Origin of the sequence: Chitiniphilus eburneus, assembly GCF_005048205.1 — a bacterium.
GTDB lineage: Bacteria > Pseudomonadota > Gammaproteobacteria > Burkholderiales > Chitinibacteraceae > Chitiniphilus > Chitiniphilus eburneus.
This window is the reverse complement of the sequence record NZ_SUMF01000022.1, coordinates 30,828-57,746: the sequence shown is the minus strand read 5'-3', so window position 1 is coordinate 57,746 and position 26,919 is coordinate 30,828. Positions and strand designations below refer to the sequence as shown.

Below are 26,919 nucleotides of genomic sequence, written 5' to 3'. Positions count from 1 at the left end.
GTTGCCGGCCAGTGGGTGCGCGTCGGCACGCCGGCTGGGGCCGTCGCGCTGGACGATGCCCAGCGCGCCGAGGTGGCCCGGCTTGCCGCCAGTGGCCAGACCGTGGTCAGCGTGGCCATCGACGGCCGCTTCGCCGGGCTGATCGCCCTGGCCGACGCGGTACGCGCCAGCTCCCGCGATGCCGTGGCCGCGCTGCAACGCCAGGGCGTGCGGGTAGTGATGATGACCGGCGACAACGTGGAAACCGCCACGGCGGTCGCGCGGCAACTGGGCATCGACGACGTGCGCGCCGGGGTGAAGCCCGCCGACAAGGCCGGGGCCGTCACCGCCTTCAAACAGCAGGGCCGCGTGGTGGCCATGGCGGGCGATGGCGTCAACGACGCCCCCGCGCTGGCCGCCGCCGACGTGAGCTTCGCCATGCGGTCCGGCTCGGATGTCGCCATCGAGGCCGCCGACATTACGCTGATGCACAACGACCTGGCGCACGTCGCGGCGGCGATTTCACTGTCGCGCGCCACGGTGCGCAAGATCCGCCAGAACCTGTTCTTCGCCTTTTTCTACAACGTGCTCGGCATTCCGCTGGCAGCCTTCGGCATGCTGTCGCCGGTGATCGCCGGCGCGGCCATGGCCGCCAGCTCGATTTCGGTGGTCAGCAACGCGTTGTTGCTCAAGCGCTGGAAAGCCTGAAACCCCAACCAAGGAGACTCACCATGGAACACATCAATATCGGCATCGAAGGCATGAGCTGCGGCGGCTGCGTGGCATCGGTCACGCGGGCATTGCAGGCGGTGGAGGGCGTGACCGACGTCGCCGTGACGCTCGCGCCGGGCGCGGCCAGCGTCACGTTTGATCCGGCCGACACCGACCGGCGCACCATCGAGACAGCCATCGAGGACGCGGGTTATGACGTCGTCCGTTGACGAATGCTGCGGCCACGATCCGCGCCGCGTCGACCGCGACAACAAGCAGGCGCTGATCAGCCGGCTGAACCGCATCGAAGGCCAGGTGCGCGGCATCAACAAGATGGTGGCGGAGGATCGCTACTGCATCGACATCCTGACCCAGATCGCCGCCGCGAAATCGGCGCTGGACAGCCTGGGTATGCAGTTGCTGGAATCGCACGCCCGTGGCTGCGTGGCCAGCGCCATCCAGGCCGGTGACGGCGAGGCCGCCATCGGCGAACTGATGACGGTGCTGCGCAAGCTGGGTTGAGGCGGCAATGGCGCGGCCCTTGAGCGAAAACGGCGCCGCAAGGCGCCGTTTATAACCGGTTATTGGCAGCGTCGCACGCCTGGTGCCTGACGCTTTTTCGGCCCGGCGCTGTCGCGAACCATTGGATGATTCGCCCTAGGAAGGATCGCCGGCGCGCACGCCCGGCAGACGCTGCAACACCTCGGGCATGACGCTGGTGTCGTAGATGGACATATCGGGCGGGGTATAGGGCAGCAGCGGCGTTGCCAGGTACCAGCGCAGGAAATCCTCCGCCGGCATCGGCTTGGCCACCAGGTAGCCCTGCGCCTCGTCGCAGCCCATGATCGCCAGCGCCTGCCACGCCGATTCGGTCTCCACGCCCTCGGCCACCACTTGCAAGCCCAGGATGTGCCCCAGTTCGATGATGGAGCGCACGATGGATACGTTCTCGAACTTGAAATCCAGCGCCTGCACGAACGAGCGATCGATCTTCAGCTCGTGGACCGGCATCTGCGCCAGGTAGGCGAACGAGGAATAGCCGGTACCGAAATCGTCGATGGACAGCTTGACGCCCAGCCGGCGCAGGCGCTCCAGGTTGCCCATCAGCTCCAGTTGGCGGCTCATCCCGCCGGTCTCGGTGATTTCCAGGCACAGGCGGGCCGGGTCGGCCTGCAAGCGGATCAGCGCGTCTTCGACGAAATCAACGAAGGCGGCGTCTTCCGCGTCGCTCATGCCCACATTCACCGACACGGTCAGCACAATGCCTTCGCGCGCCCATTGCACCGCGCGTTCGAGCACATCCTCGATCACCCATTGCGTGATCGCGCGCAGCCGGCCGGTCTGTTCGGCAAAAGGAATGAAATCGTTGGGCGGAATCCAGCCACGCTCGGGGTGGCGCCAGCGCACCAGCGCCTCGGCGGCGTCGATCTCGCCATCCTTCATCCGCACCTTGGGCTGGTAGCACACCACGAACTGGTTTTCCGCCACGGCATTGCGCAGGTCGGACAGCAGCGCCAGTTGGGTCTGGCGATTCTGCTCGAAACCCGGATCGTAGACCGCGTGGCCGTGATGCAGCCGCTTCGCGGCGTACATCGCCACCTCGGCATGGCGCAGCAACAGATCGCCCGAATCGCCGTGCTCCGGATAGAGCGCCACGCCGATGCTGGCTCCCAGCTCCAACCGCTGCCCCGCCACCACCACCGGCTGCGCCAGCATCGCCTCGATCCGCGCCAGCCGCTCCGGCAACTGCGCGGCGTTGGTCTCGGGGAACAGCACCGCGTACTCATCGCCGGACAGCCGGGCGCAGACCTCGCCGCCGCCGCCCAGCGCGCCACCCAGCCGTCGCCCCAGCGCCGCGATAGCCGCGTCGCCCACCTGGTAGCCCAGGTAATCGTTGATGTATTTGAACTGGTCCAGATCGAACAGCACCACCGCGAAATGCGCCGGGCCGCCGCTCAGGTGGCTTTCGATGGCTTCGATCAACCGGGTACGGTTGGCCAGCCCGGTCAGCGGATCGACGAAGGCAAGCCGCAGCATCTCGCGCTCGCGCTCGGCCACTGCGCCGCTCATGGTGTTGAAGCTGGTGGCCAACTGGCCCAGTTCGTCGCGGCTGCGCCATGCCACGCGCGCGGTATAGTCGCCCGCCTCGATGCGCCGTACCCCCGACACCAGGGCCTCCACCGGGCGCGACAACTGCCATGTCAGCAGCAAGGACAGCAGCAGCCCGACGCCGAACGTGGCGAAGCCGATGAACAGCGATTGTCGCAGCGCGTCGCGCAACTGGCTGGTGATATAGCTGGTGCCGACATCGGCGCCGATCAGGTACGGGCGGCCATCGGCGGTGACACCGGGCACGAACAACGAGCGGAATTCACCGTAGTGGTCGCGATACTCGACGAAGCGGGGCCGCCCTTCGGCCAGGATGTCCTTCAGCGTGGGCACCGGGCCCTCGTAGGCGGTGAAGTAGCGCCCGTAGCGGCCACGCTGCACTTCAGCGGGCGTGGCGCTGTCCATCAGGTAGACCAGCCGCTCGCCCACCGGCATGAACACGTAGAGATAGCGCAGGCCGACGGTCTGGCAATAGCGGTCGAAGTCGGCCATCAGCCGGCGATATTCATCGCCGCTGACCGCGTCGGGCCGCTGGGCCCGATCGAAGTAATCGCGCGGCAGCATCAGCGGCGCGGCCGCCGTCGCCGAGTGCAGGCGCTTGTCGATCTCCTGCCTGATCGTGTCGGACTTCAGCGAATAGATATAAAAACTGTAGGCGCAGGTCGCGACCAGATTGATCAGCACGAATACCGCGAGAATCTTGCCGCGTATCGTATTGGCAAAGCCCCAACCCAGTTGTCTCGTCATCTGGCGATTTGCCCCCGTTCGGCGACCCTGACACGCGGCCGCTCTCGCTTATGGCTGGTCTCTCAACCAATGACATTTACATGTCACTTTGTAAGGCGACTCAGTGTAGCAGCATCGTCTGATGAAATACCTACCTACGGGAAGGCGTGTCCCCCACGCAACAATGGCTGGACAATCCGGCGCCCGTGCAGCCCTGGCGCCACGGGCGGTGGCGACCGGCAGGCCCCATGCCCGCTACCCGCCGGTACGCGATCGACCGACAAGCGGCCGGCCGCCGCGTCAGCGCCGCGTTGTGGCCGTCACGCCACCACGAATCGCCGCGCTACGCCCCGCCCAGCCAGCCGCGTCGGCGGGCCAGCATGGCGGCTTCGGCGGTATCCAGCAGGCGCAGCCCCCAGGTATCCGCCGTGGCGGACGCCAGCACCAGTTCGCGCTCGATCAGCTCGTCGCGGCGGAACGCATGGATGCCAACCCGGCTGCCGGCGGGCCAGCTCCCCAGGTGTCCGTCGAGATTGCCGGCATTCACCCGCAGGCCGTCGATGGCGACCAGCACATCGCCGGCCGACAAACCCGCTGCGTGCGCGGCACCGCCTTCCAGCACGTGGGTCAGCTTCACGCCGCCCGCCTCCGCCGTCACGCGCGCGCCCAGGCTGTTACCGGCGCCATTCGGCGCCAGGTCCTTCCAGCCCCCCTTGTCGGCGCCCCCCGCCATCGGCCGCAACTGGCTGTCCACGCCGAACTCCCGCAGCAGGCCAGCCAGCGGCAGTTCCCCGGTGCCGCGCAGCGCCTGCGCAAAGAAATCAGCCAGGTCCAGCCCCGCCGCCTCGCTGGCGACGCGCTCCCATTCGTCCTCCGGCACCCCTTGCCCGCGTGCGTCGAAATCGCGCCCGTAGCGCAGCCACAGTGCGCGCATCACATCGTCCAGGCTGCGCTGGCCGTCACTGCGCAGGCGGATGGTGAGGTCCAGGCTGGCGGCGGCGAGCGCGCCCTTGGTGTAGTAGCTGACCAGGGCGTTCGGGCTGTTCTCGTCCTGCCGGTAGTACTTCACCCAGGCATCCAGGCTGGCCTCCTCCAGCGTTTGCTTCAGGCGGCCGGCGCCGCGCTGCACCTGGGTCATGGTCTGGGCCAGCAACTCCAGGTACGAGGCCTCGGAGATCAGCCCCGCGCGCCGCAGCGTCAGATCGTCGTAGTAGGACGTGATGCCTTCGAACGCCCACAGCAGGCGCGTATAGGCTTCCCGATGCAGGTCATACGGCGCATAGGCGGCCGGCTTGATGCGCTTGACGTTCCAGCTATGGAAATACTCGTGGCTGCACAGCCCGAGGTATTGCCGGTAACCGGGGCGGATATCGGTATCCTGCGCCCTGGGCAGATCGTCGCGCGCGGCCATCAGCGCGGTGGAAGCCCGGTGCTCCAGGCCGCCGTAGCCATCGCCGGTGACCATGGTCATGAACACGTAGCGCTGGAATGGCGCGGGCTCGCCGAACAGGCGAATCTGGTATTCGCAGATTTTCTTCAGGTCGCGCTTCAGGCGCTTGAGGTCGGCGCGATGCCGGCCGGCAATCACGATCTGGTGCGGCACGCCGCAGGCTTTGAAGGTGTCGCTGGTGAATTCACCCAGCTCCACCGGGTGATCGATCAGCTCGTCGTAGTTGGCGGCGCGATAGTGACCGAACCCGCCCGGCTCGGCGCCATCGGGCGTCAGGCTGGTCGCTACGCGCCAGTCGCGATATGCCTTGCCCTTGGGCGCCACCAGCTTGATCCGGCAGGGGCGATCCTCCTGCCCGGCCACCGCGAGCAATACAGCGGTACCGTTGAAGAAGCCCCGGGTGTCGTCCAGGTACGCACCGCGCACCGACAGGTCGAAGGCGTAGACGCGGTATTCGACCACCAGCGGGCCAGCCACCGGGGCGGCCTGCCAGCGATGCTTGTCCAGCTTGGTCAGCCCGACCGGCGCGCCGTCGGCGCTGGCGGTCAGCGTGACGATGTGCCGCGCGAACTCGCGCACCAGGTAGCTGCCGGGAATCCACACCGGCAGCCACAGCACCTGCCCCGCCGGGTCCGGCAGTGCAATGGTGAGGGTGACGTCGAAATAATGACCGGACAGGTCAGCGGGTGCGATGCGGTATTGGATCGTCATCGGACAGGTCAATCCTTGTGCTGTTTGCGGTCGAACTGGTGCAACTGGCGGCGCCATTTCTTGGTGGGTCGGCCCTTGGACAAGGGATGCTCGAACTGGGGCGCCAGCTCGCGATCCAGCGCGGCGGCTTCGCGGCGCGCGGCGCTTTCCTCGGTCTCCCGGTATAGCGCACGCGCGGTTTCGGCAGGGCCACGATGGTCCGACAGCGCCACCACCGCCACCTCGAACTCACCGTGCGCCACGCGGATGCGCAGCATGTCGCCGATCCTGACCGAGCGCGCGGGCTTGGCGCGCTCCCCGTTGAGATGGACATGGCCGCCGTCGATGGCGTCGGTGGCCAGCGAGCGCGTCTTGAAAAAACGCGCCGCCCATAACCACTTGTCCAGCCTGACCTTTACGTCATCGGTCATATGCAGATGTAATAGGCCCCAACGTCGATCGCACAGCGGGACGATGAAGCGGCTCCAGGGGAATGAACTCAGCCGGGATGGTACTACGCCACCGTTGCCAGTGTCGTCGGCCCGGCCGCCCCCGGGCAATCACTTCACCGGGCCGCCGTCATGGCCGGCAAACCCCGCCCGCGAGCGGGTCCGAACCAAACGCCTATCCGGGAATCCATGCGACGTATCCGTCTGCTTCTGCTTCCTTGTCTGTCCGGCCTGCTTCTGGCGACCTCGGCCCTGGCCGAGTCATTGACGCTGGGCAATGGCGAATGGCCCCCGTATTTTTCAGCGTCGCTCCCTGGCCAGGGCAGCTTTTCGCGCATCGTGGAGGAAGCGCTGACGCAGGAAGGCATGCGGGTGAAGTATGTGTTCCAGCCGTGGAAGCGCAGCCTGGAGCTGACGCGGGCCGGAGAACTGGACGGCTCGATGGGATGGCTGGATACCCCGGAGCGCCAGCGCGCCTTTATCGTCAGCGTGCCGATCCTGAACACCGAATGGGTGGTGTTCCATCGCGCCGGACACCCGGTCAACGCCACCACCGATCCCGACACGCTGGCGAAGCTGCGCTGGGGGGCAACGCTGGGTTACGACTATGGCGAGCAACTGAACAGCCTGTTCCGGCGCCGGGGCGTGCACGTGGAATACACACCGCGCGATGAACAGAACCTGGCCAAGCTGGCGACGGGGCGCATCGATGCCTTTGCCATGGAGCGCGAGGTCGGCCTGATGATGCTGGCGCAAAGCCCTTATCGCCGCGCCATCGACTACGATGCAACGCCGGTTTTCAGCCGGCCATTGCATGTCATGTTTTCCCGGAGCCGCCCCGATTCCTACGAATGGGCGGCAAAACTGGCGCGGGGCATCGAGAAATTGCGTGCCAATGGACGGCTGGCGCGAATTATCGAAGAGGGACGTAATCCAATGCGTTCCGCCGAACAGACCATGCCCCCCGCCCAGCCTTCTCCGCGTCGCTGATCCCCCCTCCGGCCCGAGCGAATCAACCGCAGGTTATCGCGATAACCGAAATCAAGGTCAATTGCGGAGGGCCGCCCTTCTTTGGCGTGCAAATGCCGAATCCGCCGTTTCATACTCGCGCGTATGGGCAGTCGGCTGCACTTTCAAACCCCATCCCGTCGCGCAGCGCCTGCTTTCCTTCGTTTGAGTCCATTGTCGTACCCGCGGCCACGCCGCGCCGTTGATTCGAACCATATCCATGTCCATCGCCCGACAGGGCGACAGACGCATGCAGTTGGAGCAGCAATAAATTGAAGATCAAATTCAAATTGATTCTTCCCGTGGCCATATTAATGGTCATTTCAATCATCGCAATTTTATTTGTCGTCATTCTTTCATTTTACAATTACGTCAACTCAGCCCTCGGCAAAGAAATAGGCGCCTATTCCGCCATCATGGTTTCCGAAGTCGGTACGCTCGAAACAAGAGCCCACAGCGCCGCGTTGTTGATGTCCTTCGACCGGCAGATCATTGCCGCCATGGCGAGTGGCGACCGCGAAGCGCTGATCCGGCGCGCCAGCACGTTGCAAAAGGAAACCGGCATCGAATTCAGCACCATCACCGATGCCCGGGGCACGGTGCTGGCCCGCTCGCACGAGCCGGACAAATACGGCGACAGCGTGACGCGCCAGACCAATGTGGCCCAGGCGCTGACCGGCAAGCAACTGACGACGATCGAATCGGGCACCCAGGTCCGCCTGTCGATCCGCTCGGGCGCGCCGGTCTACAACCACGACGGCGCACTGATCGGCGTGGTGTCCACCGGCTTTCGCCTCGACCAATCCACCTTCGTCGACCGGATGAAGCAACTGCTCGACATCGAAGCCACCATCTTCCTCGGCGACGAGCGCATCGCCACCACGGTGAAGAACCCCGACGGCAGCCGGGCGATCGGCACCAAGGCCAGCGAGACGGTCAGCCGGCAGGTGCTGGCCGGCAGCGCCTACACCGGACAGGCCATGGTCGTGGGCAGCAACGCCGTGGTGCACTACGAGCCCTTGCGCGATGCCAGCGGCAAGGTGATCGGGATGGTATTCGTCGGACAGTACCTCGACGTGCGCGACCAGACGGTACGCGATTTCCTGGTCCATGGCGTCCTGGTCGGCCTGTTGCTGCTGGCGGTCGCGATACCCCTGATCCTGGTGCTGATCGGCCGCATCGTCCGGCCGGTGCAGGACATGGTGGCCGCCGCCGACAAGCTGGCGGTCGGCGATGTCGATGTCGATCTGCATGTGCGCAGCAACGATGAAATCGGCACGCTGGCCGCATCGTTCCAGACGATGATCGCCGGCATCCGGCAACAGACGAAGCTGATCCAGTGCGCCGCCGACGGCGACTTCAGCCAGACAATCCCGATGCGCTCGGCCAACGATGTGATCAACCAGGCCCTGGCGGAACTGATGCGCCACAACAACGCGGCGCTGGCGGAAATCAACCGCTCGGCCGGCGAGGTATCGATCGAGGCGGAACACGTCGCCGAGGGCGCCCGCAACCTGGCGGGCGGCGCCACCGAGGAACTGACGGCCATCGAAGGCCTGAGCGCCACCGCCGGCGATATCTATCGCCAGACCCGCGACAATGCGCAAAGCGCGCAGCAGGCGTCGGAAATGACCGGCGAGGTCGATCACCTGATGCAGCAAAGCGTGGCGCAGATGGGCGAGCTGCTCGAAGCGATGCGGGAAATCGGGCACGCCTCGGACAACATCGCGCAGATCATCAAGACCATCGACGATATCGCGTTCCAGACCAATTTCCTGTCGCTCAACGCGGCCGTGGAAGCGGCCCGCGCCGGGGAACAGGGCCGGGGCTTCGCGGTGGTGGCCGAAGAGGTGCGCACGCTGGCGTCGCGTTCGGCCAAGGCGGCCAAGGAAACCGCCGTGCTGATCGAGGGCAGCGTGCAGAGCGTGAACCGTGGCAACGAGCTGGTGGAGCGCACCAGCCAGAGCCTGCGCAAGGCCGCTCATTGCACCGGCGAATCGTCGCAGTTGATGGCCCGCATCGCCGAGGCATCGCAGGAACAGGAGGCCGCCATCGCCTGTTTCAACGATGGGATCAACCATATTTCCAGCGTGGTGCAGAGCATCGCCACCACGGCGGGGCAGTCGGCCGGTTCGGCCCAGGGCATGTCGGAGCAGGCCACGGTGCTCAAGAGAGTCGTGGCGCATTTCAAGCTGAAACAGGACGGGTCCGATCGCGAGGGCTGAACCGGCGCCATCCCCTCCCCGCGCCACGCGGGGAGCACGCTTGCAATGCAATGGTGCGATGCGCGGTGAGCGGGTCATCCCCGCTCACGCGGGGAACACGAGACCGTCATGGCGGTACCAACACCAAGCGACGGTTCATCCCCGCTCACGCGGGGAACACCGGCGTCTGGAATACGTCAGCCTCGGCGCGGCGCGGTTCATCCCCGCTCACGCGGGGAACACGCCACATTCATGGCTCAGGCAATGGCCGAAGCCGGTTCATCCCCGCTCACGCGGGGAACACCCCGGCGCCATCGTCCTGCCAGTCCATCCAGTCCGGTTCATCCCCGCTCACGCGGGGAACACCCAGGTACCAGCCACGCATTTTATAGTCCTGGCGGTTCATCCCCGCTCACGCGGGGAACACGGCCGGCGAACTGGATTCGATCCAACCGCCGTCGGTTCATCCCCGCTCACGCGGGGATAACGGAGCGATCACGGCGCCTGGTGGCGCCGTGATCGTTTCCGGATGGCCGCCTACAGCCAGGGCTGCGCCAGTTCCATCCACTTCTCGCCGTTGTCCAGCTTGGGCGAATACACCCCGACGTGGACTTCCGGCAGGCTCGATACCAGCGGATCGATATTGGCCGCCACGTAATAGCGTGCCTTGAAGTAGCGATGGCGGCCATCGTCGATGCGATAGACCAGCCGGCCTTCGGCGTAGGCGGTTCCGGCCTGCCATGGCGTATAGCCCGGCAACGGGTTGGCGTGATCCGGCGCGGGCTTGGCGGTATCGACCAGCGCCAGCGGCGACTCGGTGGAAACGCGCACGTCGTCGAAGTAGGCGTATTGGTCGGTCGGCGGCGCCCAGTCGGCGGTGGAACCACCGAAGAAGGTATGGAATACCACGGCATCGATGCCCACCGCCGCGCCTTCGCGCCATTTCATGCCGTTCAGCGCCAGTGTCGGTTCGCCATCGAGCCACGCTTTGATCGAGCCGTTGGCCTGGCCGGCGTCATTCAACTGTACTTCCTGCGTCACCGTGTACCACTTGCCGGCTTCGAAGCGCCTGAGCTGGCTGAAGTAGTCGCCACAGCGCTCGGCCTTGCCGGGGAAGTACAGGTACTGGAACAACAGCCCGTTTTCACGCCACATGTTGCGCGTGGTGAAGCCGTCGAAGGTGCCGTTGTCGATGCAGCCGGTGGGCGTGTCGGCGCCGCCGAGGCCGGGCAGTTTGCCGCCCTTCACCCAGAGGAAGCTGTTATCGAAGCGCACCTTGTATTGCAGGAACAGATGGTTGTGGCCGGCGGGCAGCGGCGCATCGAACACGCTGGCCGAATTGCCGCCGATCTCGCCGCCCCGGTAGGTCACGCGCAACACCTTGTTGGCGCTGTTGTCGGGGTCGGCCACGATGGCCAGCCGCCCCGCCGCAAGCCCGGATGAACCGGACGGCGCGGTATGCCAGTCCGCCTGGAACTGGCTGGCGGTATACAGGCCGCCGGCATGGTCGTCGAAGCGCACGTCGAGCAGCGCATTGCCGGGCACCGGGGTTGGCGTCACCACTGGGGTGACCACCGGCGTGGGGGTCGGGCCGGGGGTGGGCGCCACCACCGTGATCGAGGCCGCGCGGCTGACGAAGCCGTAGCCACTGGCGTCGTACTGGAGGCGAACCTGATAGCTGTGCAGGCCCGGCGCCACGTCCTGCAAGGTGAGCTGCCCGCTCCATACGTAGCCATCGACGCAGAAGCTGCCGGCGCACGAGCCGGTGAACGAGGAATTGGCGGAGGTGCCGCTGGCCACCACCGTGGCGCCGTTCTCGACCAGCTCCCAGCGCAGCAAATACGGTGACCCCGTCAGGTTGCCCTGCCAGGCCACCGTGACCGCGCCGCCGATGGCGGACAGCTTCAGATACTGGAAGTCGGTATTGGGAAAGACAGGCGGCGTGGGGGTCGGGGTCGGCGGCTGCGTCGGTGTGACGGTGGGCGTCGGGGTAACGACCGGCGTCGGGTTGCCATTGCAGGCACCCACATCCTTCCACACGCCCCACTCGCCCGATTGCGCCGGGTTATCGCCCTGCGTCCACCACTTGGCTTCATAGTTGCGGCCGTTGTAGGTGACCCGCTGGCCCGAGGTATAGGCCGCTGTACCGACCCAGGCCGGGTGGCACGCACCTGCGGGAGTGGGCGTCACCTCCGGCGTGGGGCTGGGCGTCGTAGCGGGAGTCGGAGTCGGTGTCGGAACCGGCGTAGGCGTGGGCGTAGGGGTCAGGGTCGGGTCGATGCCGCAACTGCCGCCCGACTGCCACAGGGTAGGCGTCGATGCGGGATTCCAGTTGGTCCCGACATAAGCGGTGTGGGTGCTGCGGGCGGTGTAGCCCGCACCGGCGTAGATCACCCCATCGCCCGCCGCATAGGTATTTCCTTCCGCCCAGCCGCCCCGGCATGCGGCCTGGGCATCGAGGGCCAGCGCCAGCAAGGCGCAACATGGCAGCCAGCGCCGCCACAGACGTTCAGACATTTCCATCCTCCTGGTCCAGCTTCGCCGGCTCCGTTTTGAACGGCCTGCCGCAGTGGTATCAAATCGCTGCGCCATACAGACCACCTGTGGGCGGGAGCCTGAAACAGGTCCATGCCATCGTCAAGCCACACAGATCACAGACCGGCGACGGCCATAAAAAAACCCCTGCCGAAACAGGGGTTTTTGTGGCTGAGCCAACTCAGGCTTCGGCCTTGGCGGCACGGCGGCGCTCATGTTCTTGCAGATGGCGCTTGCGAATGCGGATCGATACCGGGGTGATTTCGACCAGCTCGTCGTCATCGATGAACTCGACGGCGGATTCCAGCGTCAGCTTGATCGGGGTGGTCAGGCGCACGGCTTCGTCGGTGCCCGAGGCACGCACGTTGGTCAGTTGCTTGCCCTTGATCGGGTTGACCACCAGGTCGTTGTCGCGGCTATGGATGCCGATGATCATGCCTTCGTACAGCTTGTCGCCCGGGCTGACGAACATGCGGCCGCGATCTTCCAGCTTCCACAGGGCGTAGGCCACGGCTTCGCCGTTGTCCTGCGAGATCAGCACGCCGTTGTGGCGACCCGGCAGGTCGGCCTTGACCGGGGCGTAGTCGTCGAACACGTGGCTCATCAGGCCGGTGCCGCGCGTCATCGTCATGAAGTCGCTCTGGAAGCCGATCAGGCCACGCGCCGGGATATGGTATTCCAGGCGGGTACGGCCACGACCGTCCGATTCCATGTTGGTCAGCTCGCCGCGACGACGGCCGATTTCTTCCATGATGCCGCCCTGGTGCGCATCTTCCAGGTCGATGGTCAGGTTTTCGTACGGCTCGCACTTCTGGCCGTCGATTTCCTTGTACACCACGCGCGGCTTGGCCACGGCCATCTCGAACCCTTCGCGGCGCATGTTTTCCAACAGGATGGTCAGGTGCAGTTCGCCACGACCCGAAACGCGGAAGATATCGGCATCGGCCGTATCCTCGACGCGCAGCGCCACGTTGGTCAGCAGTTCCTTGTGCAGGCGGTCGCGAATCTGGCGGCTGGTGACGAACTTGCCTTCGGTGCCGGCCAGCGGCGAGCTGTTCACCATGAAGTCCATGGTCAGCGTCGGCTCGTCCACGCCCAGCACCGGCAGGCCAACCGGGGCATCCTTGTCACAGATGGTCACGCCGATGCCGATGTCTTCCAGGCCCGACACGATGATGATGTCGCCGGCTTCGGCGCTATCGACCGGCACGCGCTCCAGGCCCTGAAAGCCCAGCACCTGGTTGATCCGGCCACTGGCGACCTGCTCTTCATGGTTCATCACCACCACTTGCTGGCCCGGCTTGATGCGGCCGTTCAGCACGCGGCCCACGCCAAGGCGGCCGGTATAGGTGGAGTAATCCAGCGCGGCCAGTTGCAGTTGCAGCGGCGCATCGGCATCGCCGGCCGGCGTCGGCACGTGCTGGAGCACGGTTTCGAACAGCGGGCGCATGTTGTCGGACTGCTCGTTCAGGTCCAGCTTGGCAAAGCCGTTCAGGCCCGAGGCATAGATGATCGGGAAGTCGAGCTGTTCATCGCTGGCGCCCAGCTTGTCGAACAGGTCGAAAGTCTGGTCCACCACCCAGTCGGCGCGCGCGCCCGGGCGGTCCACCTTGTTGATGACCACGATGGGGCGCAGGCCGAGTGCCAGCGCCTTCTTGGTCACGAAGCGCGTCTGCGGCATCGGGCCTTCCACGGCATCGACCAGCAGCAACACGCCATCGACCATGCCCAGCACCCGTTCCACTTCGCCGCCGAAGTCGGCGTGCCCCGGGGTATCGACGATGTTGATGTGCACGCCTTCGTAATCGATGGCCGTGTTCTTGGCCAGGATGGTAATGCCGCGTTCGCGTTCGAGGTCGTTGCTGTCCATGACCCGTTCATCCACCTGCTGGTTTTCACGGAAGGTACCGGATTGACGCAGCAGTTGATCGACGAGGGTGGTCTTGCCGTGGTCGACGTGGGCGATGATGGCGATATTGCGGATGGGGCGGGACATGGGTAAGGAAGCCGATGGGATGCAAAGCCCGCGATTGTAGCACGATGAAAAGACGACTTATCAGCACAACTTTGCCCGATCCGATGGATGCGGGGCCATGTGTTGCGATAAGCATTGGTTATCTCGTGGCAGTTGTTTTCTTGGTACCGGCACGCCGCGCCCCGGCGTCCGCGCCGCATCGTTGCACATCGACGCAACAACCACTGCAACCCGGCTCGCGAAGCGGGCTTACGCCCACTAATTTGAAAGGAATGTCCGCCAACCTTCCGGAGCCGCCATGATGTCTGCCGAGTTCGCCCTGCCCGACGCGGATCGCGAACCCGTTCTCGATGCCGTGCGCCACGCCGACGAAGTCCAGGTGCTGCGCGAGCTGCTGCCGCTGGCCCGCCTTTCCGGCGAAGAGAACAATTTCGTCCAGGGCCGGGGCGAACTGATCCTGGATGCGTTGCGCAACAGTCGCCGGCATGGCGGCGGCGCCGATGCGCTGTTCGCGGCCTTCCCGCTGGCCAGCCCCGCCGGCCGCGCGCTGCTGACGCTGGCGGAAGCGCTGATCCGCATTCCCGATATCCAGACCATGGACCGGCTGATCCGCGATCAACTGCATGCGGCCGACTGGCAGCAGGGCGAGCGCAGCCCCTCGCTGCTGGTCAACCTGGCGCGCCGGGGGCTGATCGCCGCCGAGAGCTGGAGCGAATCGCGCCCCGGCGAGGCGCTGGTGCGGTTTGCGCTGCGGCGCGCCATGCGCCACATGGGCGAGCATTTCGTGATCGGCGAGGACATCGCCACCGCGCTGGCGCAGCGCGTGCCGGGTTTCAGTCATTCGTTCGACATGCTGGGCGAGGCGGCGCTGACCGAAGAGGACGCCGAACGCTACAGCGAAGGGTATGCCAAGGCGCTGATGGTGCTGGCCGAACAGGGCGGCGCCATCGGCGCGCGCTCGCCCTGCGGCATCTCGGTCAAGCTGTCGGCGCTTCACCCCCGCTTCGAGCGCCGCCAGCGCGAGCGGGTGATGCGCGAGCTATACCCGCGCCTGCTGGCGCTGGCAACCATGGCACGCGAAGCGGAGCTGCCCTTCACCATCGACGCGGAGGAAAGCGAGCGCGTGCCGCTGACGCTGGCCCTGTTCAAGCGGCTGCTGGCCGAACCGGGGCTGGAGGGCTGGGACGGCCTGGGCCTGGCGGTCCAGGCCTATCTGAAACAGGCACCGCGCCAGATCGACTGGCTGATCGCCCAGGCAGCGGCGCATCGGCGGCATATCACGGTGCGGCTGGTCAAAGGCGCCTATTGGGACAGCGAGATCAAGCGCGCACAGCTCGAAGGGTGGCCGGACTACGCCGTATTCACGCGCAAGTACCATGCCGACGCCAGCTTTCTCGCCTGCGCGCGCAAGATGCTGCGCGCCGACGATACGCTCTACCCCGCCTTCGCCACCCACAATGTATTCAGCGCGCTGGCGGTCCATGCCATGGCCGGCGGGCGCGAGTTCGAATTCCAGTGCCTGTTCGGCATGGGCGAGGAAATGTACCGCCTGCTGCGCGGGCATGGGATCGACCGCCCCTGCCGGCTCTATGCGCCGGTCGGCCGCCATGCGGCCCTGTTGCCCTACCTGGTACGGCGCCTGATGGAAAACGGCGCCAACCAGAGTTTCGTCCACCTGCTGCTGGCCAGCGGCGATTCCGATACCGCGACGCTGGACCCGGTCGCCGCGAGCGTCCAGCAACCCGCGCGGGGCATTGCCCTGCCGATCGCCCGCCACGCGCATCCCCCGGTCACCCCCGGCATCGACTGGAGCGACGAAACCGCGCTGGCCGCACTGGCGCGGGCGCTGGCCACGCAGCCAGCGCCGCAACACGCGATGCCGATGCTGGCCTCCGGCACGCCCGAGCCGGGCCCGGTATTGTTCATCGCCAATCCCGCCAGTCCGTCGCAGGCGGTGGGAACGATGCAGACCGCCAGCCCCGCCGACATTGCCGCCGCCTGCCAGACCGCGACCTCGTTCGCCCCGCTCTGGAGCGCCCTGCCGACGGCGGAACGCGCCAGCGTGCTGGAGTGCGCGGCCGATCTGATCGCGGCGCAACGCGACGCGTTGCTGCCCCTGCTCTGCCGCGAGGCCGGCAAGACCTTGCCCGCCGCGCTGGGCGAGATTCGCGAAGCGGCCGACTTCTGCCGTTACTACGCGCGCGAAGCGCGGCGGCAATGGCCGGAACGCATGCCCAGCGCGCTGGGGCCGGTGGCGGCGATCAGCCCCTGGAATTTTCCGCTGGCCATCTTCGTCGGCCAGATCGCGGCGGCCCTGGTCGTCGGCAACCCGGTGCTGGCCAAACCGGCCGAGGAAACACCGCTCACCGCCGCGCTGGCCGTGCGCCTGCTGTGGCAGGCGGGCGTACCCCACGCGGCGCTGCAACTGCTGCCTGGCGGCCCGGAAGTGGGCGAGGCGCTGACGCGCCACCCGGCGATCCGCGGCGTGCTGTTCACCGGCTCGCTCCCCGCCGCGCAAGCCATCCACCGCACGCTGGCCGCCGGTGACGCGCGACGCCCGCTGATTGCCGAAACCGGCGGCATGAACGCCATGCTGGTGGATAGCTCGGCACTGCCGGAACAGGTGGTGCAGGATGTACTGGATTCCGCCTTCGACAGTGCCGGGCAGCGCTGTTCCGCGCTACGGGTACTGTGCCTGCCAGCGGCGACGGCGGAGCGCATCACCCACCTGCTGCGCGCCGCGATGCGCGAACTACAGGTGGGCGACCCGTGCCGGCTGGACACCGACGTTGGGCCGCTGATCTCCGCCGACGCCCTGTCGCGGGTCAGTGCGGCGCTGCGTGGCTTCATCGAGCAGGGGCAGCCGGTCCATCAGGCGCCGCTCCAGGTGGAGCAAGGCCATTTCATGGCGCCAGCGCTGGTGGAGATCAGCCACCTCGCACGCCTGCCCGGTGAAATCTTCGGGCCGGTGCTCGCGGTGCTGCGCTATCGCCACGAGGAACTACCGGGCCTGCTGGCCGAGCTGAATGCGCGGCAGTACGGCCTGACGCTGGCGGTGGCCAGCCGCTGCCCCAGCTTCGTCGAGCAGGTGGCGGCGGCGGTGCGGGTGGGCAATGTCTACGTCAATCGCAACCAGATCGGCGCGGTGGTCGGCCATCAGCCCTTTGGCGGCGAACGTCTCTCCGGCACCGGGCCCAAGGCGGGCGGGCCATGGCTGCTGTGGCGATTGCTGCGCAACGCCGATCCTTGCGGCGAGCCGGCCAACCCCACCGCCGCGCACCCGGCACAGCCCACGCTGTTGCGCCTGGCCCGCGAGCGCGGGCAGGACGCGCCGTTGCATCCGGCGATCACCTCGTTGTTCCAGCGCAGCCCACTGGCGCAACGGCGCGAGCTGCCGGCGGTGGTGGGCGAGCGCAATGTGCTGGCGTATCGCGGGCGCGGCGTAGTGGGCTGCGTGGCGCGGACGATCCGCGAAACGCTGTTGCAAACCGCCACCGCGCTGGCCACTGGCAACCGCGTGTGCCTGCCGGACACCGCCGATAACGTGGCCATTCAGGCGGCGTTGCCCGAATACGTGGTGCTGAGCGCCAACCTGGACGAAGCGCCGCTGGACGCGCTGCTGTGGGACGGCATCGCCGAGCCCGATCTGCCGCGACGCCTGGCGGCACGCGCCGGGCCGATCATCCAGCCGGTACTGCCGGACGCGGAAGGCGATTACCCACTGTTCCGGCTGTTGACCGAGTGCGTCACCGCCATCAATACCGCGGCGGCAGGGGGCGATGCCGAGTTGATGGGCAAGGGGGTCACGGCGCCACCCGAGCCCCCGCATGGCGACCGGGCCGTGTAGGCCGTGGTGCCCAGTGGCTTTGCATCGGGTCTACCCAGTAGGGGAAAGCCGCAGTATCGACATCCCGATGCGGGTCTGTAAGGTGCGCTCCACAACTGTTACGGTAGTATTCACGCTCCACTGCATCCGTCCCGCCAACGCCGCCCGGCGCCATCCGCCGGCCAGCACAGAGCCCGCCGCACCCGACGTGCCAGGGAAGACCGCCGGATACCCGGCGGTCCGGAACCGTGATCGACGTTCAGACAGGAGCATCGCGCAGACCCAGCGTCCATGAACCGTAACCAGGTCGTCCAGGCCGGCCCCTTCGGGGTTCGCCACGGATGAACCGCCTGATCCCCCCGGTGCCAACCGCCCGCCTGGACGAATCGCGGGCCGGTAATCCAAGACCAAGTTCCAAGAGGCGAGACCGTGGATATCTTTATCCAGCAACTTATCAATGGGCTGATCGTGGGCAGCATCTACGCCCTGATCGCGCTCGGCTACACCATGGTGTACGGCATCATGCAGCTCATCAATTTCGCCCACGGCGAAATCGTGATGATCGGCGCCATGGTCACCATCACCTGCATCAACCTGCTGCTCGACCTGGGTGTCCAGCTACCCGGCCCGCTCCTGTTGCTGGCCGGCCTGCTGATGGCCATCCCTGTCTCCATGCTGCTGGGCTTCACCATCGAACGCGTGGCGTACCGACCGTTGCGACGGGCGCCCAGGCTGGCACCGCTGATCACGGCCATCGGCCTGTCGATCGTGCTGCAACAGCTCGCAATGCTGATCTGGGGCCGCAACTACCGCCCCTTCCCCAGCATCCTGCCGACCAAGGTGCACGATTTCTACGGCGCAGCCATCACCGATCTGCAAATCGCCATCTTCATCCTGGCCTTCCTGCTGATGGGCGGGCTGTTCTTCCTGATCGAACGCACCAAGCTGGGCCGCGCGATGCGCGCCACGTCGCAGAACCCGGACGTCGCGGGGCTGATGGGCGTGAACATCAATACCGTGATCTCGATGACCTTCGTCATCGGCTCCGCGCTGGGCGCGGTGGCCGGCGTGATGGTGGCGGCCAATTACGATCAGGCCCATGCCTACATGGGCTTCATGATCGGCCTGAAGGCCTTTACCGCCGCGGTGCTGGGCGGCATCGGCAACCTGGCCGGCGCAGTGGTCGGCGGCATCCTGCTGGGGCTGATCGAGAGCCTGGGCTCGGGCTACCTGGGCGATCTGACTGGGGGCTTCCTCGGCAGCAACTACAAGGACATCTTTGCCTTCGTGGTGCTGATCGCGGTGCTGATCTTCCGTCCGAGCGGCCTGATGGGCGAACGCGTCGCGGAACGCGCGTGACCAGGAGAACCTCATGAACATCGATTTCCTGCAAACCCCACGCGGCAAGCTGATCACGTTCGCCGTGCTGGGCATCGTCCTCGCGATCCTGCCCTGGGTGCTGACCGGCGGCTTCGAAAACGGCAAGTCGTGGGTGCGCGCCGTCGATTTCGCGCTGCTCTACATCATGCTGGCGCTGGGCCTGAACATCGTGGTCGGCTACGCCGGCCTGCTCGACCTGGGCTATATCGCGTTCTACGCCGTCGGCGCCTACACCTACGCCCTGCTCAACTCGCCGCACCTGCAAGCCATGCTGCCGTACTGGCTGCATAACCCGCCTTTCCTGCTGATGCTGCTGATCGCGGCGTTCGCGGCGGGGGTGTTCGGGCTGTTGCTGGGTACGCCGGTGCTGAAGCTGCGGGGCGACTATCTCGCCATCGTCACGCTGGGCTTCGGCGAGATCATCCGCATCTTCATGAACAACCTGGACCGCCCGGTGAACCTGACCAACGGGCCGCAGGGCATCAACAACATCGAACGCGTGCACTTCCTGGGCCTGGACTTCGGCCGGCCGGTGGAGTGGCTGGGCCTGACCTTCGACATGGTGCACCTGTACTACTACCTGATCCTGGCGTTCTGCATCGTGATCATCTTCGTCACGCTGCGGCTGCAACACTCGCGGATCGGCCGTGCCTGGGTGGCGCTGCGCGAGGACGAGATCGCCGCCAACGCGATGGGCATCAATATCCGCAACGTCAAGCTGCTGGCCTTTGCCATGGGCGCATCGTTCGGTGGCGTGTCAGGCGCGCTGTTCGCCAGCTTCCAGGGCTTCGTCTCGCCGGAATCGTTCGTGCTGATGGAATCGATCATGGTGCTGTGCATGGTGGTACTGGGCGGCATGGGGCACATCCCCGGCGTGATCCTGGGCGCCATCATCGTCTCCATCACGCCGGAAATCCTGCGCGACGTGATCAACCCGCTACAGGAAGGCCTGTTCGGCAAGCGGGTGGTCGATCCGGAAAACCTGCGCATGTTGATCTTCGGGCTCGCCATGATCTCCATCATGCTGGTGCGCCCCGAAGGGCTGTGGCCCTCCAAGCGGCGCGCGCGTGAGTTCCACGAGCACGACGAGGAGGCCCGCGCATGAGCACGCCACTGCTGGAAATCCAGGGCATCCACAAACGCTTCGGCGGCCTGCATGCGCTGAACGACGTGGGCCTGTCGATCAACGCGGGCGAGATCTACGGATTGATCGGTCCGAATGGCGCCGGCAAGACCACGCTGTTCAACGTACTCACCGGCTTGTACCAGCCCGACGAAGGCCGCTTCCATTTCGACGGCCACGATCTGTTCCGCAAGAAGCCGTTCGTGGTGGTGCGCAGTGGCATTGCGCGCACCTTCCAGAACATCCGCCTGTTCGCCAACATGACGGCGCTGGAAAACGTGATGGTCGGCCAACACGTGCGCACCCGCTCGGGCGTGATCGGCGCGATCTTCCGTCACCCCCGGGCACGCGCCGAGGAAGCCGCGATCAAGCAACGGGCGCGGGAATTGCTGGAATACGTCGGCATCGCCAGGCGACACGACGACCTGGCGCGCAACCTGAGCTATGGCGACCAGCGCCGCCTGGAGATCGCGCGCGCGCTGGCCACCCGCCCCAAGCTGCTGGCGCTGGACGAACCGGCGGCGGGGATGAACCCGTCGGAAACCGAAGGCCTGAAAAAGCTGATGCAGAAAATCCGCGACGACGGCGTGACCATCCTGCTGATCGAACACGACGTGAAGTTGATGATGGGGCTGTGCGACCGTATCGCGGTGCTGGACTACGGCAAGAAGATCGCCGAAGGCCGGCCCGAACAGGTGAAATGCGATCCGCGTGTGATCGAGGCGTATCTGGGAGTCGCACCCGAATGAGCGAAGCACTGCTGCAAGTGAAGGATCTGAAGGTCGCCTACGGTGGCATCCACGCGGTCAAGGGCATCGACCTGGAAATCAACCAGGGCGAACTGGTGGCGCTGATCGGCGCCAATGGCGCCGGCAAGACCACCACCCTGAAGACACTGGTGGGCATGATCAAGCCAGCGGGCGGCGAAATCCGCTTCGACGGTCAACCCACGGCGCGCCTGGCGCCCTATCACTACGTCAGCCGGGGGCTGGTGCTGGTGCCCGAAGGCCGGGGCGTGTTCCCACGGCTGAGCGTGGCGGAAAACCTGTTGATGGGCGCGCACGTGCGCAACGACAAGGCGGACATCGCGCACGACATGGAACGGGTCTATCACCTGTTCCCGCGTCTGAAGGAACGCCAGGCCCAGCTGGCGGGCACGTTGTCCGGTGGCGAACAGCAGATGCTGGCCATCGGCCGCGCGATCATGAGCCGCCCCAAGCTGTTGCTGCTGGACGAACCCTCGATGGGGCTGGCGCCGATCATCGTGCAGAAGATCTTCGAGATCATCCGCATGATCGCGGCGGAAGGCGTGACCATGCTGCTGGTGGAACAGAATGCCAAGCTGGCGCTGGAAACGGCGAATCGTGGCTATGTGATGGAATCGGGCCGGATCACGCTGGCCGACAGCGCGGCCAGCCTGCTGGCCAACGAGGCGATCCAGAAAGCCTACCTGGGCGAATGACCTGCCGGCTTGACCCCCCCTGCGACGGGCCGCGATCATGCGGCCCGTCTTCCCATGCACCGCGCGGATACCATGATCGCCACCACCGTCCTGATCAAGAACGCCCTCGGCAGCCTGCTGCTCCCCCCGGGGGTGCTGCTGCTGGCGCTGGGCGTCGCCCTGCTGCTACGCCGCCGCTGCCCGCGCGGCTCGGGCTGGCTGCTGGGTGGCACCTGGTGCGTGTTCTATCTGCTCTCGACGCCGATGGTTGCCACCTGGCTGGCACAAGGACTGGAGCCCCCTCCCCCTGCGCCCACCGCGCTGGCCACGGTGGATGCGCTGGTGGTGCTGGGCGGCGGCAAACGGCTGCACGCGCTGGATCAGCCGGCGGGCGAATCGATCAACAACGCCACACTGACCCGCGTTCGCTATGGCGCCCAGCTGGCCCGGCGCCTGGGCAAGCCCTTGCTGGTCAGCGGCGGCGCGCCCAAGGGCGGCACCGCCGAGGCCATCCTGATGCGCGATGCGCTAGAGCATGAGTTCGGGGTTCCGGTGCACTGGGTGGAGGCTGGATCGAACGACACCAGCGACAATGCGGGCGAAACCGCCAGGCTGCTCTTGCCGGCCCATCGTCGGATCGCCCTGATCAGCCAGGCCTGGCATCTGCCACGCGCCACGCGCGCATTCAGCGCGGCAGGCTTCGACGTGGTGCCCGCCGGCACCGACTACACCGCTCCGGAACCATCGGCCCTGCTGGCGCTGATGCCCAATGCCACGGCGCTCTGGCAAAGCCGGACCGCGCTGCACGAGTGGCTGGGCCTGTTGTGGTATCGCCTGCGCGGCCAATGAGGCGGCAGCGCGGCGTGGGGCGCGGCACGCTACAATCGTCGGGCGCGGCGACAGTCCGATCGCAGCGCCCACGATGACATACTGATTCAGGAGGAGCCCATGAACCGAATTTCCGCGCTCGCCGCGCTCTGCGCGGCGCTGCTGCTGGCCGCCTGCGAGCCGACACCCGACCCCGACGCCCCCAAGACCTCGCCCGTCGCACAGCAACAGGTCGATCCGGCCTACGTGCACAATCCCCTGCTCGACGCGCCGCCGCCGCTGTACCTGTCGGTGATCGGCGACTGCGGCAAGCAGTTGTTCGAAGACGAGCAGCCGGGCGATGTATCGGCCTGCCTGGCCGGCATTCGCGAACGTGCCAAGGCACAGGGCCTGGGCGATCTGACCGATGCCCAGTTGGCCGACATGAACGTTCGTAACCGCTGGCGGCACGAGCAGTCCAAATTGCAGAAGGCCGCCGAGGCCAGCGGCAGCGGCGGTTGATCGACGCCACAGCCCAAAGCAAAACGCCCCGCAATCGCGGGGCGTTTTGACGAGCAGCACTCGAATTACTGAACCTTGGCCTTGCCGACCAGGTCTTCGACGTACTTCTGCACCTTTTGGCCTTGCAGCTCGCGCTGCAGTTCCGGCTTCACTTCCTCGTAGCTCGGGCCCTTGGCATCGCGCACATCGTCCAGCTTGATGATGTGGTAGCCGAACTGGGTCTTCACCGGGTCGGACAGCTTGCCCTTCTGCAGGCCCTTCAACGCGTTGGCGAATTCAGGAACGAACGCATTCGGGTTGGACCAGCCCAGGTCGCCGCCATTTTGCGCGCTGCCCTTGTCCATCGACTTGGCCTTGGCGATATCCTCGAACTTCTTGCCCTTCTTCAGATCGGCAATGATCGCCTTGGCTTCGGCTTCATCCTTCACCAGGATGTGGCGAGCCTTGTATTCCTTGCCACTGATGTTGGCCTTGATGCGGTCGTACTCTTTCTTCAGCTCGGCCTCGGAAACCGGGTTGGCCTTCACGTACTCGTTGACCAACGCCCCGACCAGCACTTGCTGGCGAGCCAGATCGACACGGGTCTGCACGTCGGCGTTCTTGTCCAGGCCTTTGCGCACGGCTTCCTGGGTCAGCACTTCGTTGCGGACCAGCTCTTCCTTCACGCGGCTGCGCAGCTCGGGCGTATCCTTCTGGCCGCGCTCGGTCACCTGCTTGACGAAGAAGTCGGCGCGGTTGTCGGGAATGGCAACGCCATTGACCGTGGCGACCGCTGCGAAAGCACCGGCCGTGGACAGCGCAAGGGTAACGGCAACGGCAAGTTTCTTGGTTTGACGCATTATTGCTGGGTCCTTTCTCGGAAAATCCCGGGGATCGTTAGCGGGAATCAAAATTCGTCGGGAGTCAGCGCCCTGATCTGCAAGGCGTGAATTCGGCCGGGGATCAGATCGGCCAACAGCGTATACACCTGCCGATGACGCGCCAAGGCCGATTGTCCGGCAAAGACGGCCGACACGACCGTCAGATCGAAGTGCCCGCCGCCACTGGCGGCACCGGCATGGCCGGCGTGCGCAGCGCTATCGTCGTGCACATCAATGGATTCCGGCGCCAGAACAGCCAAGCGCCGGACGATTTCATCGCTGACATCCATCATATCAAACCTTTACGGCAGCACATGCTTGAAAGGTTTGACGCTGACAGATTCATACACGCCCGCGCCGCAGTATGGATCGGCCTCGGCCCAGGCACGGGCGACCTCCAGCGATTCGAACTCGGCAACGACCAGGCTGCCGGTAAAGCCCGCCGCGCCAGGATCGGCCGCATCCACGGCGGGAAACGGCCCGGCCAGCACGAGGCGGCCTTCGCTTTTCAGGGCTTCGAGCCGCCCCAGGTGGGCCGGGCGCACCGAAAGGCGGTTGGAAAGGCTATCGGGATGGTCGGTGCCAACGATGGCGTATAGCGGCATGGGTTATTTCTCTTCGCCGGCGGATTCGGTCACGGGTTCGTCGTCCTGCAGATATCGCGACAACACGAGGCCCTGGCCGATCACGAACGCCAGCGTCAGGCCCAGCGTGCCGAATGTCTTGAATTTCACCCAGGTGGCCTCGGTGAACGAGAAGGCGACATACAGATTAAGCACCCCCATCGCCACGAAGAAGACGATCCAGGCCAGCGTGAGCCGCGTCCACACCGGATCGGGCAATGCCAGTTGAGCCCCCATCGCGGAGCGCAGCAGATCGCGGCCCTTGAGCAGCTTGGCGCCCGCCAGCACCAGCGCGAACGCCCAGTACAGCGCGGTGGGTTTCCAGAGGATGAAGGTCTTGTTATGCAGCAGCAGCGTGGCGCCGCCCAGCACCACGATCAACGCGAAGCTGATCAGCAACATCGGCTCTACCTTGCGCCAGCGCCACCAGGCGTAGAGCACCTGTAGCGTGCTGGCGCCGATCGCTACCCCCGTGGCGATGAAGATGTCACCGCTACCGAAGTAGACGCCGAAGAACACCAGAACAGGGAAGAGATCGAAGAGAAACTTCATGGGCGGTCACACGCGAAGGATGGCGCATTATGCAGCGCGGTCTCTTTCGATTACAAGGTACGGCTTCGGTTCCTTTTTGCGTTTCCGCCGGGCAAAAAAAGGCCCCGCGCTCAGCGCGGGGCTTAATTACCACTGGAGATACACGAAGCATCAGCTTGCGTAACGAATACTGCGCGTCCCCCGGCCTGGCCATCTTGACCGACATCAACTTTTTTCAGTGATTTCAGAAAACGTTGAAAATTGAAAACAAAGCAGGGCCGCCATAAGGCGGCCCTGCTTCGGGAATGGGGAGGTGGCGAGCCTAACCCCCGGCACTGGCATCAAGAGCTGTGGCTGCTTCCTTCCGGACCTGACCAGGTTCACCCTCTAGCCATGCGGGGAGACCCGCCATAGAGAGCGCGACTATACCATGGCCGCCTTCGCCTCGGCTACGCCGAGCGATCCCCCAGCAGCGGGGCCTCGAACAGGGCGCGCCGAGCGGCCAGATCCTCTGCCTGCGCCATGACCCAGTAGAGCTTGGCCAGGCTGGCTTCGGGTGTCATATCACCGGCATCGAATGCGCCCGCCGCCGCGAGCGGGCCACCCGCCGCGTACAGCCCCAGCCGCACCGAACCGCGCAGGCACTGCGTACACACGGCCACCGGAATGCGTGCGGCCAGGTCGCCCAGCACGGCAAGCAGCCCCGGATGCTCCGGCAGATTGCCGCTCCCGTAGGCCTCCAGCAGCAGCCCTTGCGGCGGCGCCGTCGCAAGCTGATCGGCAAACCATTCGGCGTTGAAACCGGGCGCCAGCCGCAAGCTCAGAATGTCGGTCTGTGGCCGCAGCGGCTTTGATTGGGGCCTTGGCATCGCGGGGACATCAAGCCGGGCCGTATCGAGTTGCCACATGCCTGCGCGAAAGACGCCCAGGCCTGGCGCATTGGGGCTGCCAAACGCGGCGGCCGATTCGCAATCCAGTTTGCGCACCCGTACGCCTCGGTACAGCGCGTCCGCAAACACCACCCCCACCCCGGGGCAAGCCGGCCCCTGGAGGAATGCCCATGCCGCCGCGATGTTCCCCATGGCATCTCCACCCACGTGATGCCAGGGATGCATGGCGCCGGTCACGATCACGGGATGCGGCAGATCCTGCAATTGATACGCCAGCGCCGCCGCCGTCCAGGCCAGCGTGTCGGTGCCATGCAGGATCAGAAAACCATCGAAGATATCCGCATGGGTGCGGATATCCTGTGCGATGCGCAGCCAATGCCGAGGCGTCATGCTGCTCGAATCCAGCAGCGGGCTGTATTCGAGCACTTCGGCGCCCGGGCAGTGCGTCGCCAGCGGGACGGCCAGGCCGCCGGCAAGCGGGGCCAGACCGTGCGGGCCCGGCGCCATGCCGATGGTGCCACCGGTATAAATAATCAGGATGCGCACTGCGTGCCTCGTCGTTTTGCTTGCCGGTTGGTTACAATCGCGGTTTACCTCGATTTCAAGCCCTATGACCATCGTCGACAACCGCAAGGCTTTTCACGACTATTTCATCGAAGAGCGCTTTGAAGCCGGGCTGGTGCTGCAAGGCTGGGAGGTCAAGGCCATCCGCGCTGGACGCGTGCAACTGAAGGAATCCTACGTCACCTACATGAGCGGCGACTTCTGGCTGCTGGGGGCGCATATCTCCGCGCTGGTTGCCGCTTCGACGCATGTGACGCCGGACCCGGTACGTCCCCGCAAGCTGCTGCTGCATCGCCGCGAGATCGAACGCCTCTCCGGCCTGGTGGCGCGCTCGGGTTATACCGTTGCCGCATTGAACCTGCACTACACGCGCGGCCGGATCAAGCTGGATATCGGCCTGGCGAAAGGCAAGAAGCTGCACGACAAGCGCGAGAGCACGAAAGAACGCGAATGGCAGCGCGAGAAGCAGCGACTGGTTCGCAACGACAGCAAGCGCGGCTGAGGCAATACCCCGGC

The 26,919-nt window shown here is 65.8% G+C and carries 24 protein-coding genes, 1 other RNA gene and 1 CRISPR repeat array; of the genes, 13 read left to right on the top strand and 12 right to left on the bottom strand.

Going from position 1 to position 26,919, the window contains the following annotated elements; all coding sequences use genetic code 11:
• From FAZ21_RS15390 to FAZ21_RS15380, 3 genes are all read left to right on the top strand, one after another.
• A partial coding sequence (locus tag FAZ21_RS15390) for a heavy metal translocating P-type ATPase (protein WP_136774330.1) occupies nt 1-687 on the top strand: 687 nt, incomplete at its 5' end.
• Between the two features lie 23 nt (nt 688-710).
• Nucleotides 711-920, top strand: a complete 210-nt coding sequence (locus FAZ21_RS15385) for a heavy-metal-associated domain-containing protein (RefSeq protein ID WP_136774329.1) — start codon at nt 711-713, stop codon at nt 918-920.
• Nucleotides 904-1,212 carry a metal-sensitive transcriptional regulator gene (locus tag FAZ21_RS15380; RefSeq protein WP_246038694.1) on the top strand — a complete coding sequence of 103 codons (309 nt, stop codon included), beginning with the start codon at nt 904-906 and terminating at the stop codon, nt 1,210-1,212. The genes FAZ21_RS15385 and FAZ21_RS15380 overlap by 17 nt, the downstream gene beginning before the upstream one ends.
• Before the next feature lie 135 nt (nt 1,213-1,347).
• On the opposite strand, the gene FAZ21_RS15375 is transcribed toward FAZ21_RS15380, so the two are convergent.
• The 3 genes from FAZ21_RS15375 to FAZ21_RS15365 all read right to left on the bottom strand — a co-directional run bounded on the left by FAZ21_RS15375 (nt 1,348) and on the right by FAZ21_RS15365 (nt 6,096).
• Nucleotides 1,348-3,546 carry a putative bifunctional diguanylate cyclase/phosphodiesterase gene (locus FAZ21_RS15375; protein WP_136774328.1) on the bottom strand — a complete coding sequence of 733 codons (2,199 nt, stop codon included), beginning with the start codon at nt 3,544-3,546 and terminating at the stop codon, nt 1,348-1,350.
• 322 nt (nt 3,547-3,868) lie between these two features.
• Nucleotides 3,869-5,686, bottom strand: coding sequence for a M61 family metallopeptidase (locus FAZ21_RS15370; protein ID WP_211243486.1), 1,818 nt, complete (start codon nt 5,684-5,686; stop codon nt 3,869-3,871).
• Nucleotides 5,687-5,694: 8 nt separating this feature from the next.
• Nucleotides 5,695-6,096 carry an RNA-binding S4 domain-containing protein gene (locus tag FAZ21_RS15365; protein WP_136774326.1) on the bottom strand — a complete coding sequence of 134 codons (402 nt, stop codon included), beginning with the start codon at nt 6,094-6,096 and terminating at the stop codon, nt 5,695-5,697.
• 207 nt (nt 6,097-6,303) lie between these two features.
• Here FAZ21_RS15365 and FAZ21_RS15360 point away from each other — a divergent pair, with 207 nt between their 5' ends.
• On the top strand, nt 6,304-7,104 hold the full coding sequence (locus tag FAZ21_RS15360; protein WP_169307435.1) for a substrate-binding periplasmic protein: 801 nt from the start codon (nt 6,304-6,306) through the stop codon (nt 7,102-7,104).
• 109 nt (nt 7,105-7,213) lie between these two features.
• On the opposite strand, the gene FAZ21_RS15355 is transcribed toward FAZ21_RS15360, so the two are convergent.
• Nucleotides 7,214-7,474: a hypothetical protein gene (locus tag FAZ21_RS15355; RefSeq protein ID WP_169307434.1), complete on the bottom strand. Its 261-nt coding sequence runs from the start codon at nt 7,472-7,474 to the stop codon at nt 7,214-7,216.
• Between FAZ21_RS15355 and FAZ21_RS15350 the strand changes: the two genes are divergently transcribed.
• Entirely contained in the window at nt 7,437-9,347 is a 1,911-nt protein-coding gene (locus FAZ21_RS15350) for a methyl-accepting chemotaxis protein (protein ID WP_136774323.1), read from the top strand. The genes FAZ21_RS15355 and FAZ21_RS15350 overlap by 38 nt on opposite strands.
• Before the next feature lie 70 nt (nt 9,348-9,417).
• Nucleotides 9,418-9,814: direct repeats of the CRISPR family, unit length 29 nt; unit sequence CGGTTCATCCCCGCTCACGCGGGGAACAC.
• A 49-nt stretch (nt 9,815-9,863) separates the two neighbouring features.
• Here FAZ21_RS15350 and FAZ21_RS20610 read toward each other — a convergent pair.
• Together FAZ21_RS20610 and typA are read right to left on the bottom strand one after the other, a co-directional pair.
• Complete coding sequence (locus FAZ21_RS20610; RefSeq protein WP_373279541.1) at nt 9,864-11,843, bottom strand: polysaccharide lyase; 1,980 nt, start codon at nt 11,841-11,843, stop codon at nt 9,864-9,866.
• A gap of 199 nt (nt 11,844-12,042) precedes the next feature.
• Nucleotides 12,043-13,857, bottom strand: coding sequence for a translational GTPase TypA (typA, locus tag FAZ21_RS15340; RefSeq protein WP_136774321.1), 1,815 nt, complete (start codon nt 13,855-13,857; stop codon nt 12,043-12,045).
• A 277-nt stretch (nt 13,858-14,134) separates the two neighbouring features.
• Here typA and putA point away from each other — a divergent pair, with 277 nt between their 5' ends.
• The 7 genes from putA to FAZ21_RS15305 all read left to right on the top strand — a co-directional run bounded on the left by putA (nt 14,135) and on the right by FAZ21_RS15305 (nt 22,935).
• Nucleotides 14,135-17,683, top strand: a complete 3,549-nt coding sequence (gene putA / locus FAZ21_RS15335; protein WP_136774320.1) for a bifunctional proline dehydrogenase/L-glutamate gamma-semialdehyde dehydrogenase PutA — start codon at nt 14,135-14,137, stop codon at nt 17,681-17,683.
• 408 nt (nt 17,684-18,091) lie between these two features.
• Nucleotides 18,092-19,021: a branched-chain amino acid ABC transporter permease gene (locus FAZ21_RS15330; RefSeq protein ID WP_136774319.1), complete on the top strand. Its 930-nt coding sequence runs from the start codon at nt 18,092-18,094 to the stop codon at nt 19,019-19,021.
• Between the two features lie 13 nt (nt 19,022-19,034).
• Nucleotides 19,035-20,147, top strand: a complete 1,113-nt coding sequence (locus tag FAZ21_RS15325; protein ID WP_136774318.1) for an ABC transporter permease subunit — start codon at nt 19,035-19,037, stop codon at nt 20,145-20,147.
• On the top strand, nt 20,144-20,914 hold the full coding sequence (locus tag FAZ21_RS15320) for an ABC transporter ATP-binding protein (protein ID WP_136774317.1): 771 nt from the start codon (nt 20,144-20,146) through the stop codon (nt 20,912-20,914). The genes FAZ21_RS15325 and FAZ21_RS15320 overlap by 4 nt, the downstream gene beginning before the upstream one ends.
• Nucleotides 20,911-21,627 (top strand): ABC transporter ATP-binding protein, encoded by a 717-nt coding sequence (locus tag FAZ21_RS15315; RefSeq protein ID WP_136774316.1) that lies wholly within the window; start codon nt 20,911-20,913, stop codon nt 21,625-21,627. Before FAZ21_RS15320 ends, FAZ21_RS15315 begins: the two co-directional genes overlap by 4 nt.
• 72 nt (nt 21,628-21,699) lie before the next feature.
• Nucleotides 21,700-22,455 (top strand): YdcF family protein, encoded by a 756-nt coding sequence (locus FAZ21_RS15310; protein WP_169307432.1) that lies wholly within the window; start codon nt 21,700-21,702, stop codon nt 22,453-22,455.
• A gap of 99 nt (nt 22,456-22,554) precedes the next feature.
• Complete coding sequence (locus tag FAZ21_RS15305) at nt 22,555-22,935, top strand: hypothetical protein (RefSeq protein WP_136774314.1); 381 nt, start codon at nt 22,555-22,557, stop codon at nt 22,933-22,935.
• Nucleotides 22,936-23,000: 65 nt separating this feature from the next.
• Here FAZ21_RS15305 and FAZ21_RS15300 read toward each other — a convergent pair whose 3' ends face one another.
• The 6 genes from FAZ21_RS15300 to FAZ21_RS15275 form a co-directional block, all read right to left on the bottom strand.
• Nucleotides 23,001-23,774 (bottom strand): peptidylprolyl isomerase, encoded by a 774-nt coding sequence (locus tag FAZ21_RS15300; protein ID WP_136774313.1) that lies wholly within the window; start codon nt 23,772-23,774, stop codon nt 23,001-23,003.
• 47 nt (nt 23,775-23,821) lie between these two features.
• Nucleotides 23,822-24,088 carry a BolA family protein gene (locus FAZ21_RS15295; RefSeq protein ID WP_211243485.1) on the bottom strand — a complete coding sequence of 89 codons (267 nt, stop codon included), beginning with the start codon at nt 24,086-24,088 and terminating at the stop codon, nt 23,822-23,824.
• A 9-nt stretch (nt 24,089-24,097) separates the two neighbouring features.
• Nucleotides 24,098-24,400, bottom strand: a complete 303-nt coding sequence (locus tag FAZ21_RS15290; RefSeq protein WP_136774312.1) for a YciI family protein — start codon at nt 24,398-24,400, stop codon at nt 24,098-24,100.
• A 3-nt stretch (nt 24,401-24,403) separates the two neighbouring features.
• Nucleotides 24,404-24,970, bottom strand: a complete 567-nt coding sequence (locus tag FAZ21_RS15285) for a septation protein A (RefSeq protein WP_136774311.1) — start codon at nt 24,968-24,970, stop codon at nt 24,404-24,406.
• Between the two features lie 291 nt (nt 24,971-25,261).
• An RNA gene (gene ffs, locus FAZ21_RS15280) (signal recognition particle sRNA small type) lies at nt 25,262-25,359 on the bottom strand.
• A gap of 39 nt (nt 25,360-25,398) precedes the next feature.
• Nucleotides 25,399-26,457: an asparaginase domain-containing protein gene (locus FAZ21_RS15275; protein ID WP_246038698.1), complete on the bottom strand. Its 1,059-nt coding sequence runs from the start codon at nt 26,455-26,457 to the stop codon at nt 25,399-25,401.
• On the opposite strand from FAZ21_RS15275, the gene smpB reads away from it, so the two are divergent.
• Nucleotides 26,450-26,905 carry an SsrA-binding protein SmpB gene (smpB, locus tag FAZ21_RS15270; protein ID WP_136774309.1) on the top strand — a complete coding sequence of 152 codons (456 nt, stop codon included), beginning with the start codon at nt 26,450-26,452 and terminating at the stop codon, nt 26,903-26,905. The two genes, FAZ21_RS15275 and smpB, sit on opposite strands and share 8 nt — an antisense overlap.
• Nucleotides 26,906-26,919 lie beyond the last annotated feature (14 nt).

What these genes read in the sequence shown, in the direction of transcription:
- FAZ21_RS15385 (WP_136774329.1), top strand. Translation starts at nt 711, where the DNA reads ATGGAACACATCAATATCGGCATCGAAGGCATGAGCTGCGGCGGCTGC.
- FAZ21_RS15380 (WP_246038694.1), top strand. Translation starts at nt 904, where the DNA reads ATGACGTCGTCCGTTGACGAATGCTGCGGCCACGATCCGCGCCGCGTC.
- FAZ21_RS15375 (WP_136774328.1), bottom strand. Translation starts at nt 3,546, where the DNA reads ATGACGAGACAACTGGGTTGGGGCTTTGCCAATACGATACGCGGCAAG.
- FAZ21_RS15370 (WP_211243486.1), bottom strand. Translation starts at nt 5,686, where the DNA reads ATGACGATCCAATACCGCATCGCACCCGCTGACCTGTCCGGTCATTAT.
- FAZ21_RS15365 (WP_136774326.1), bottom strand. Translation starts at nt 6,096, where the DNA reads ATGACCGATGACGTAAAGGTCAGGCTGGACAAGTGGTTATGGGCGGCG.
- FAZ21_RS15360 (WP_169307435.1), top strand. Translation starts at nt 6,304, where the DNA reads ATGCGACGTATCCGTCTGCTTCTGCTTCCTTGTCTGTCCGGCCTGCTT.
- FAZ21_RS15350 (WP_136774323.1), top strand. Translation starts at nt 7,437, where the DNA reads ATGGTCATTTCAATCATCGCAATTTTATTTGTCGTCATTCTTTCATTT.
- FAZ21_RS15355 (WP_169307434.1), bottom strand. Translation starts at nt 7,474, where the DNA reads ATGACGACAAATAAAATTGCGATGATTGAAATGACCATTAATATGGCC.
- FAZ21_RS20610 (WP_373279541.1), bottom strand. Translation starts at nt 11,843, where the DNA reads ATGTCTGAACGTCTGTGGCGGCGCTGGCTGCCATGTTGCGCCTTGCTG.
- typA (WP_136774321.1), bottom strand. Translation starts at nt 13,857, where the DNA reads ATGTCCCGCCCCATCCGCAATATCGCCATCATCGCCCACGTCGACCAC.
- putA (WP_136774320.1), top strand. Translation starts at nt 14,135, where the DNA reads ATGATGTCTGCCGAGTTCGCCCTGCCCGACGCGGATCGCGAACCCGTT.
- FAZ21_RS15325 (WP_136774318.1), top strand. Translation starts at nt 19,035, where the DNA reads ATGAACATCGATTTCCTGCAAACCCCACGCGGCAAGCTGATCACGTTC.
- FAZ21_RS15320 (WP_136774317.1), top strand. Translation starts at nt 20,144, where the DNA reads ATGAGCACGCCACTGCTGGAAATCCAGGGCATCCACAAACGCTTCGGC.
- FAZ21_RS15315 (WP_136774316.1), top strand. Translation starts at nt 20,911, where the DNA reads ATGAGCGAAGCACTGCTGCAAGTGAAGGATCTGAAGGTCGCCTACGGT.
- FAZ21_RS15310 (WP_169307432.1), top strand. Translation starts at nt 21,700, where the DNA reads ATGATCGCCACCACCGTCCTGATCAAGAACGCCCTCGGCAGCCTGCTG.
- FAZ21_RS15305 (WP_136774314.1), top strand. Translation starts at nt 22,555, where the DNA reads ATGAACCGAATTTCCGCGCTCGCCGCGCTCTGCGCGGCGCTGCTGCTG.
- FAZ21_RS15300 (WP_136774313.1), bottom strand. Translation starts at nt 23,774, where the DNA reads ATGCGTCAAACCAAGAAACTTGCCGTTGCCGTTACCCTTGCGCTGTCC.
- FAZ21_RS15295 (WP_211243485.1), bottom strand. Translation starts at nt 24,088, where the DNA reads ATGATGGATGTCAGCGATGAAATCGTCCGGCGCTTGGCTGTTCTGGCG.
- FAZ21_RS15290 (WP_136774312.1), bottom strand. Translation starts at nt 24,400, where the DNA reads ATGCCGCTATACGCCATCGTTGGCACCGACCATCCCGATAGCCTTTCC.
- FAZ21_RS15285 (WP_136774311.1), bottom strand. Translation starts at nt 24,970, where the DNA reads ATGAAGTTTCTCTTCGATCTCTTCCCTGTTCTGGTGTTCTTCGGCGTC.
- smpB (WP_136774309.1), top strand. Translation starts at nt 26,450, where the DNA reads ATGACCATCGTCGACAACCGCAAGGCTTTTCACGACTATTTCATCGAA.
- FAZ21_RS15275 (WP_246038698.1), bottom strand. Translation starts at nt 26,457, where the DNA reads ATGGTCATAGGGCTTGAAATCGAGGTAAACCGCGATTGTAACCAACCG.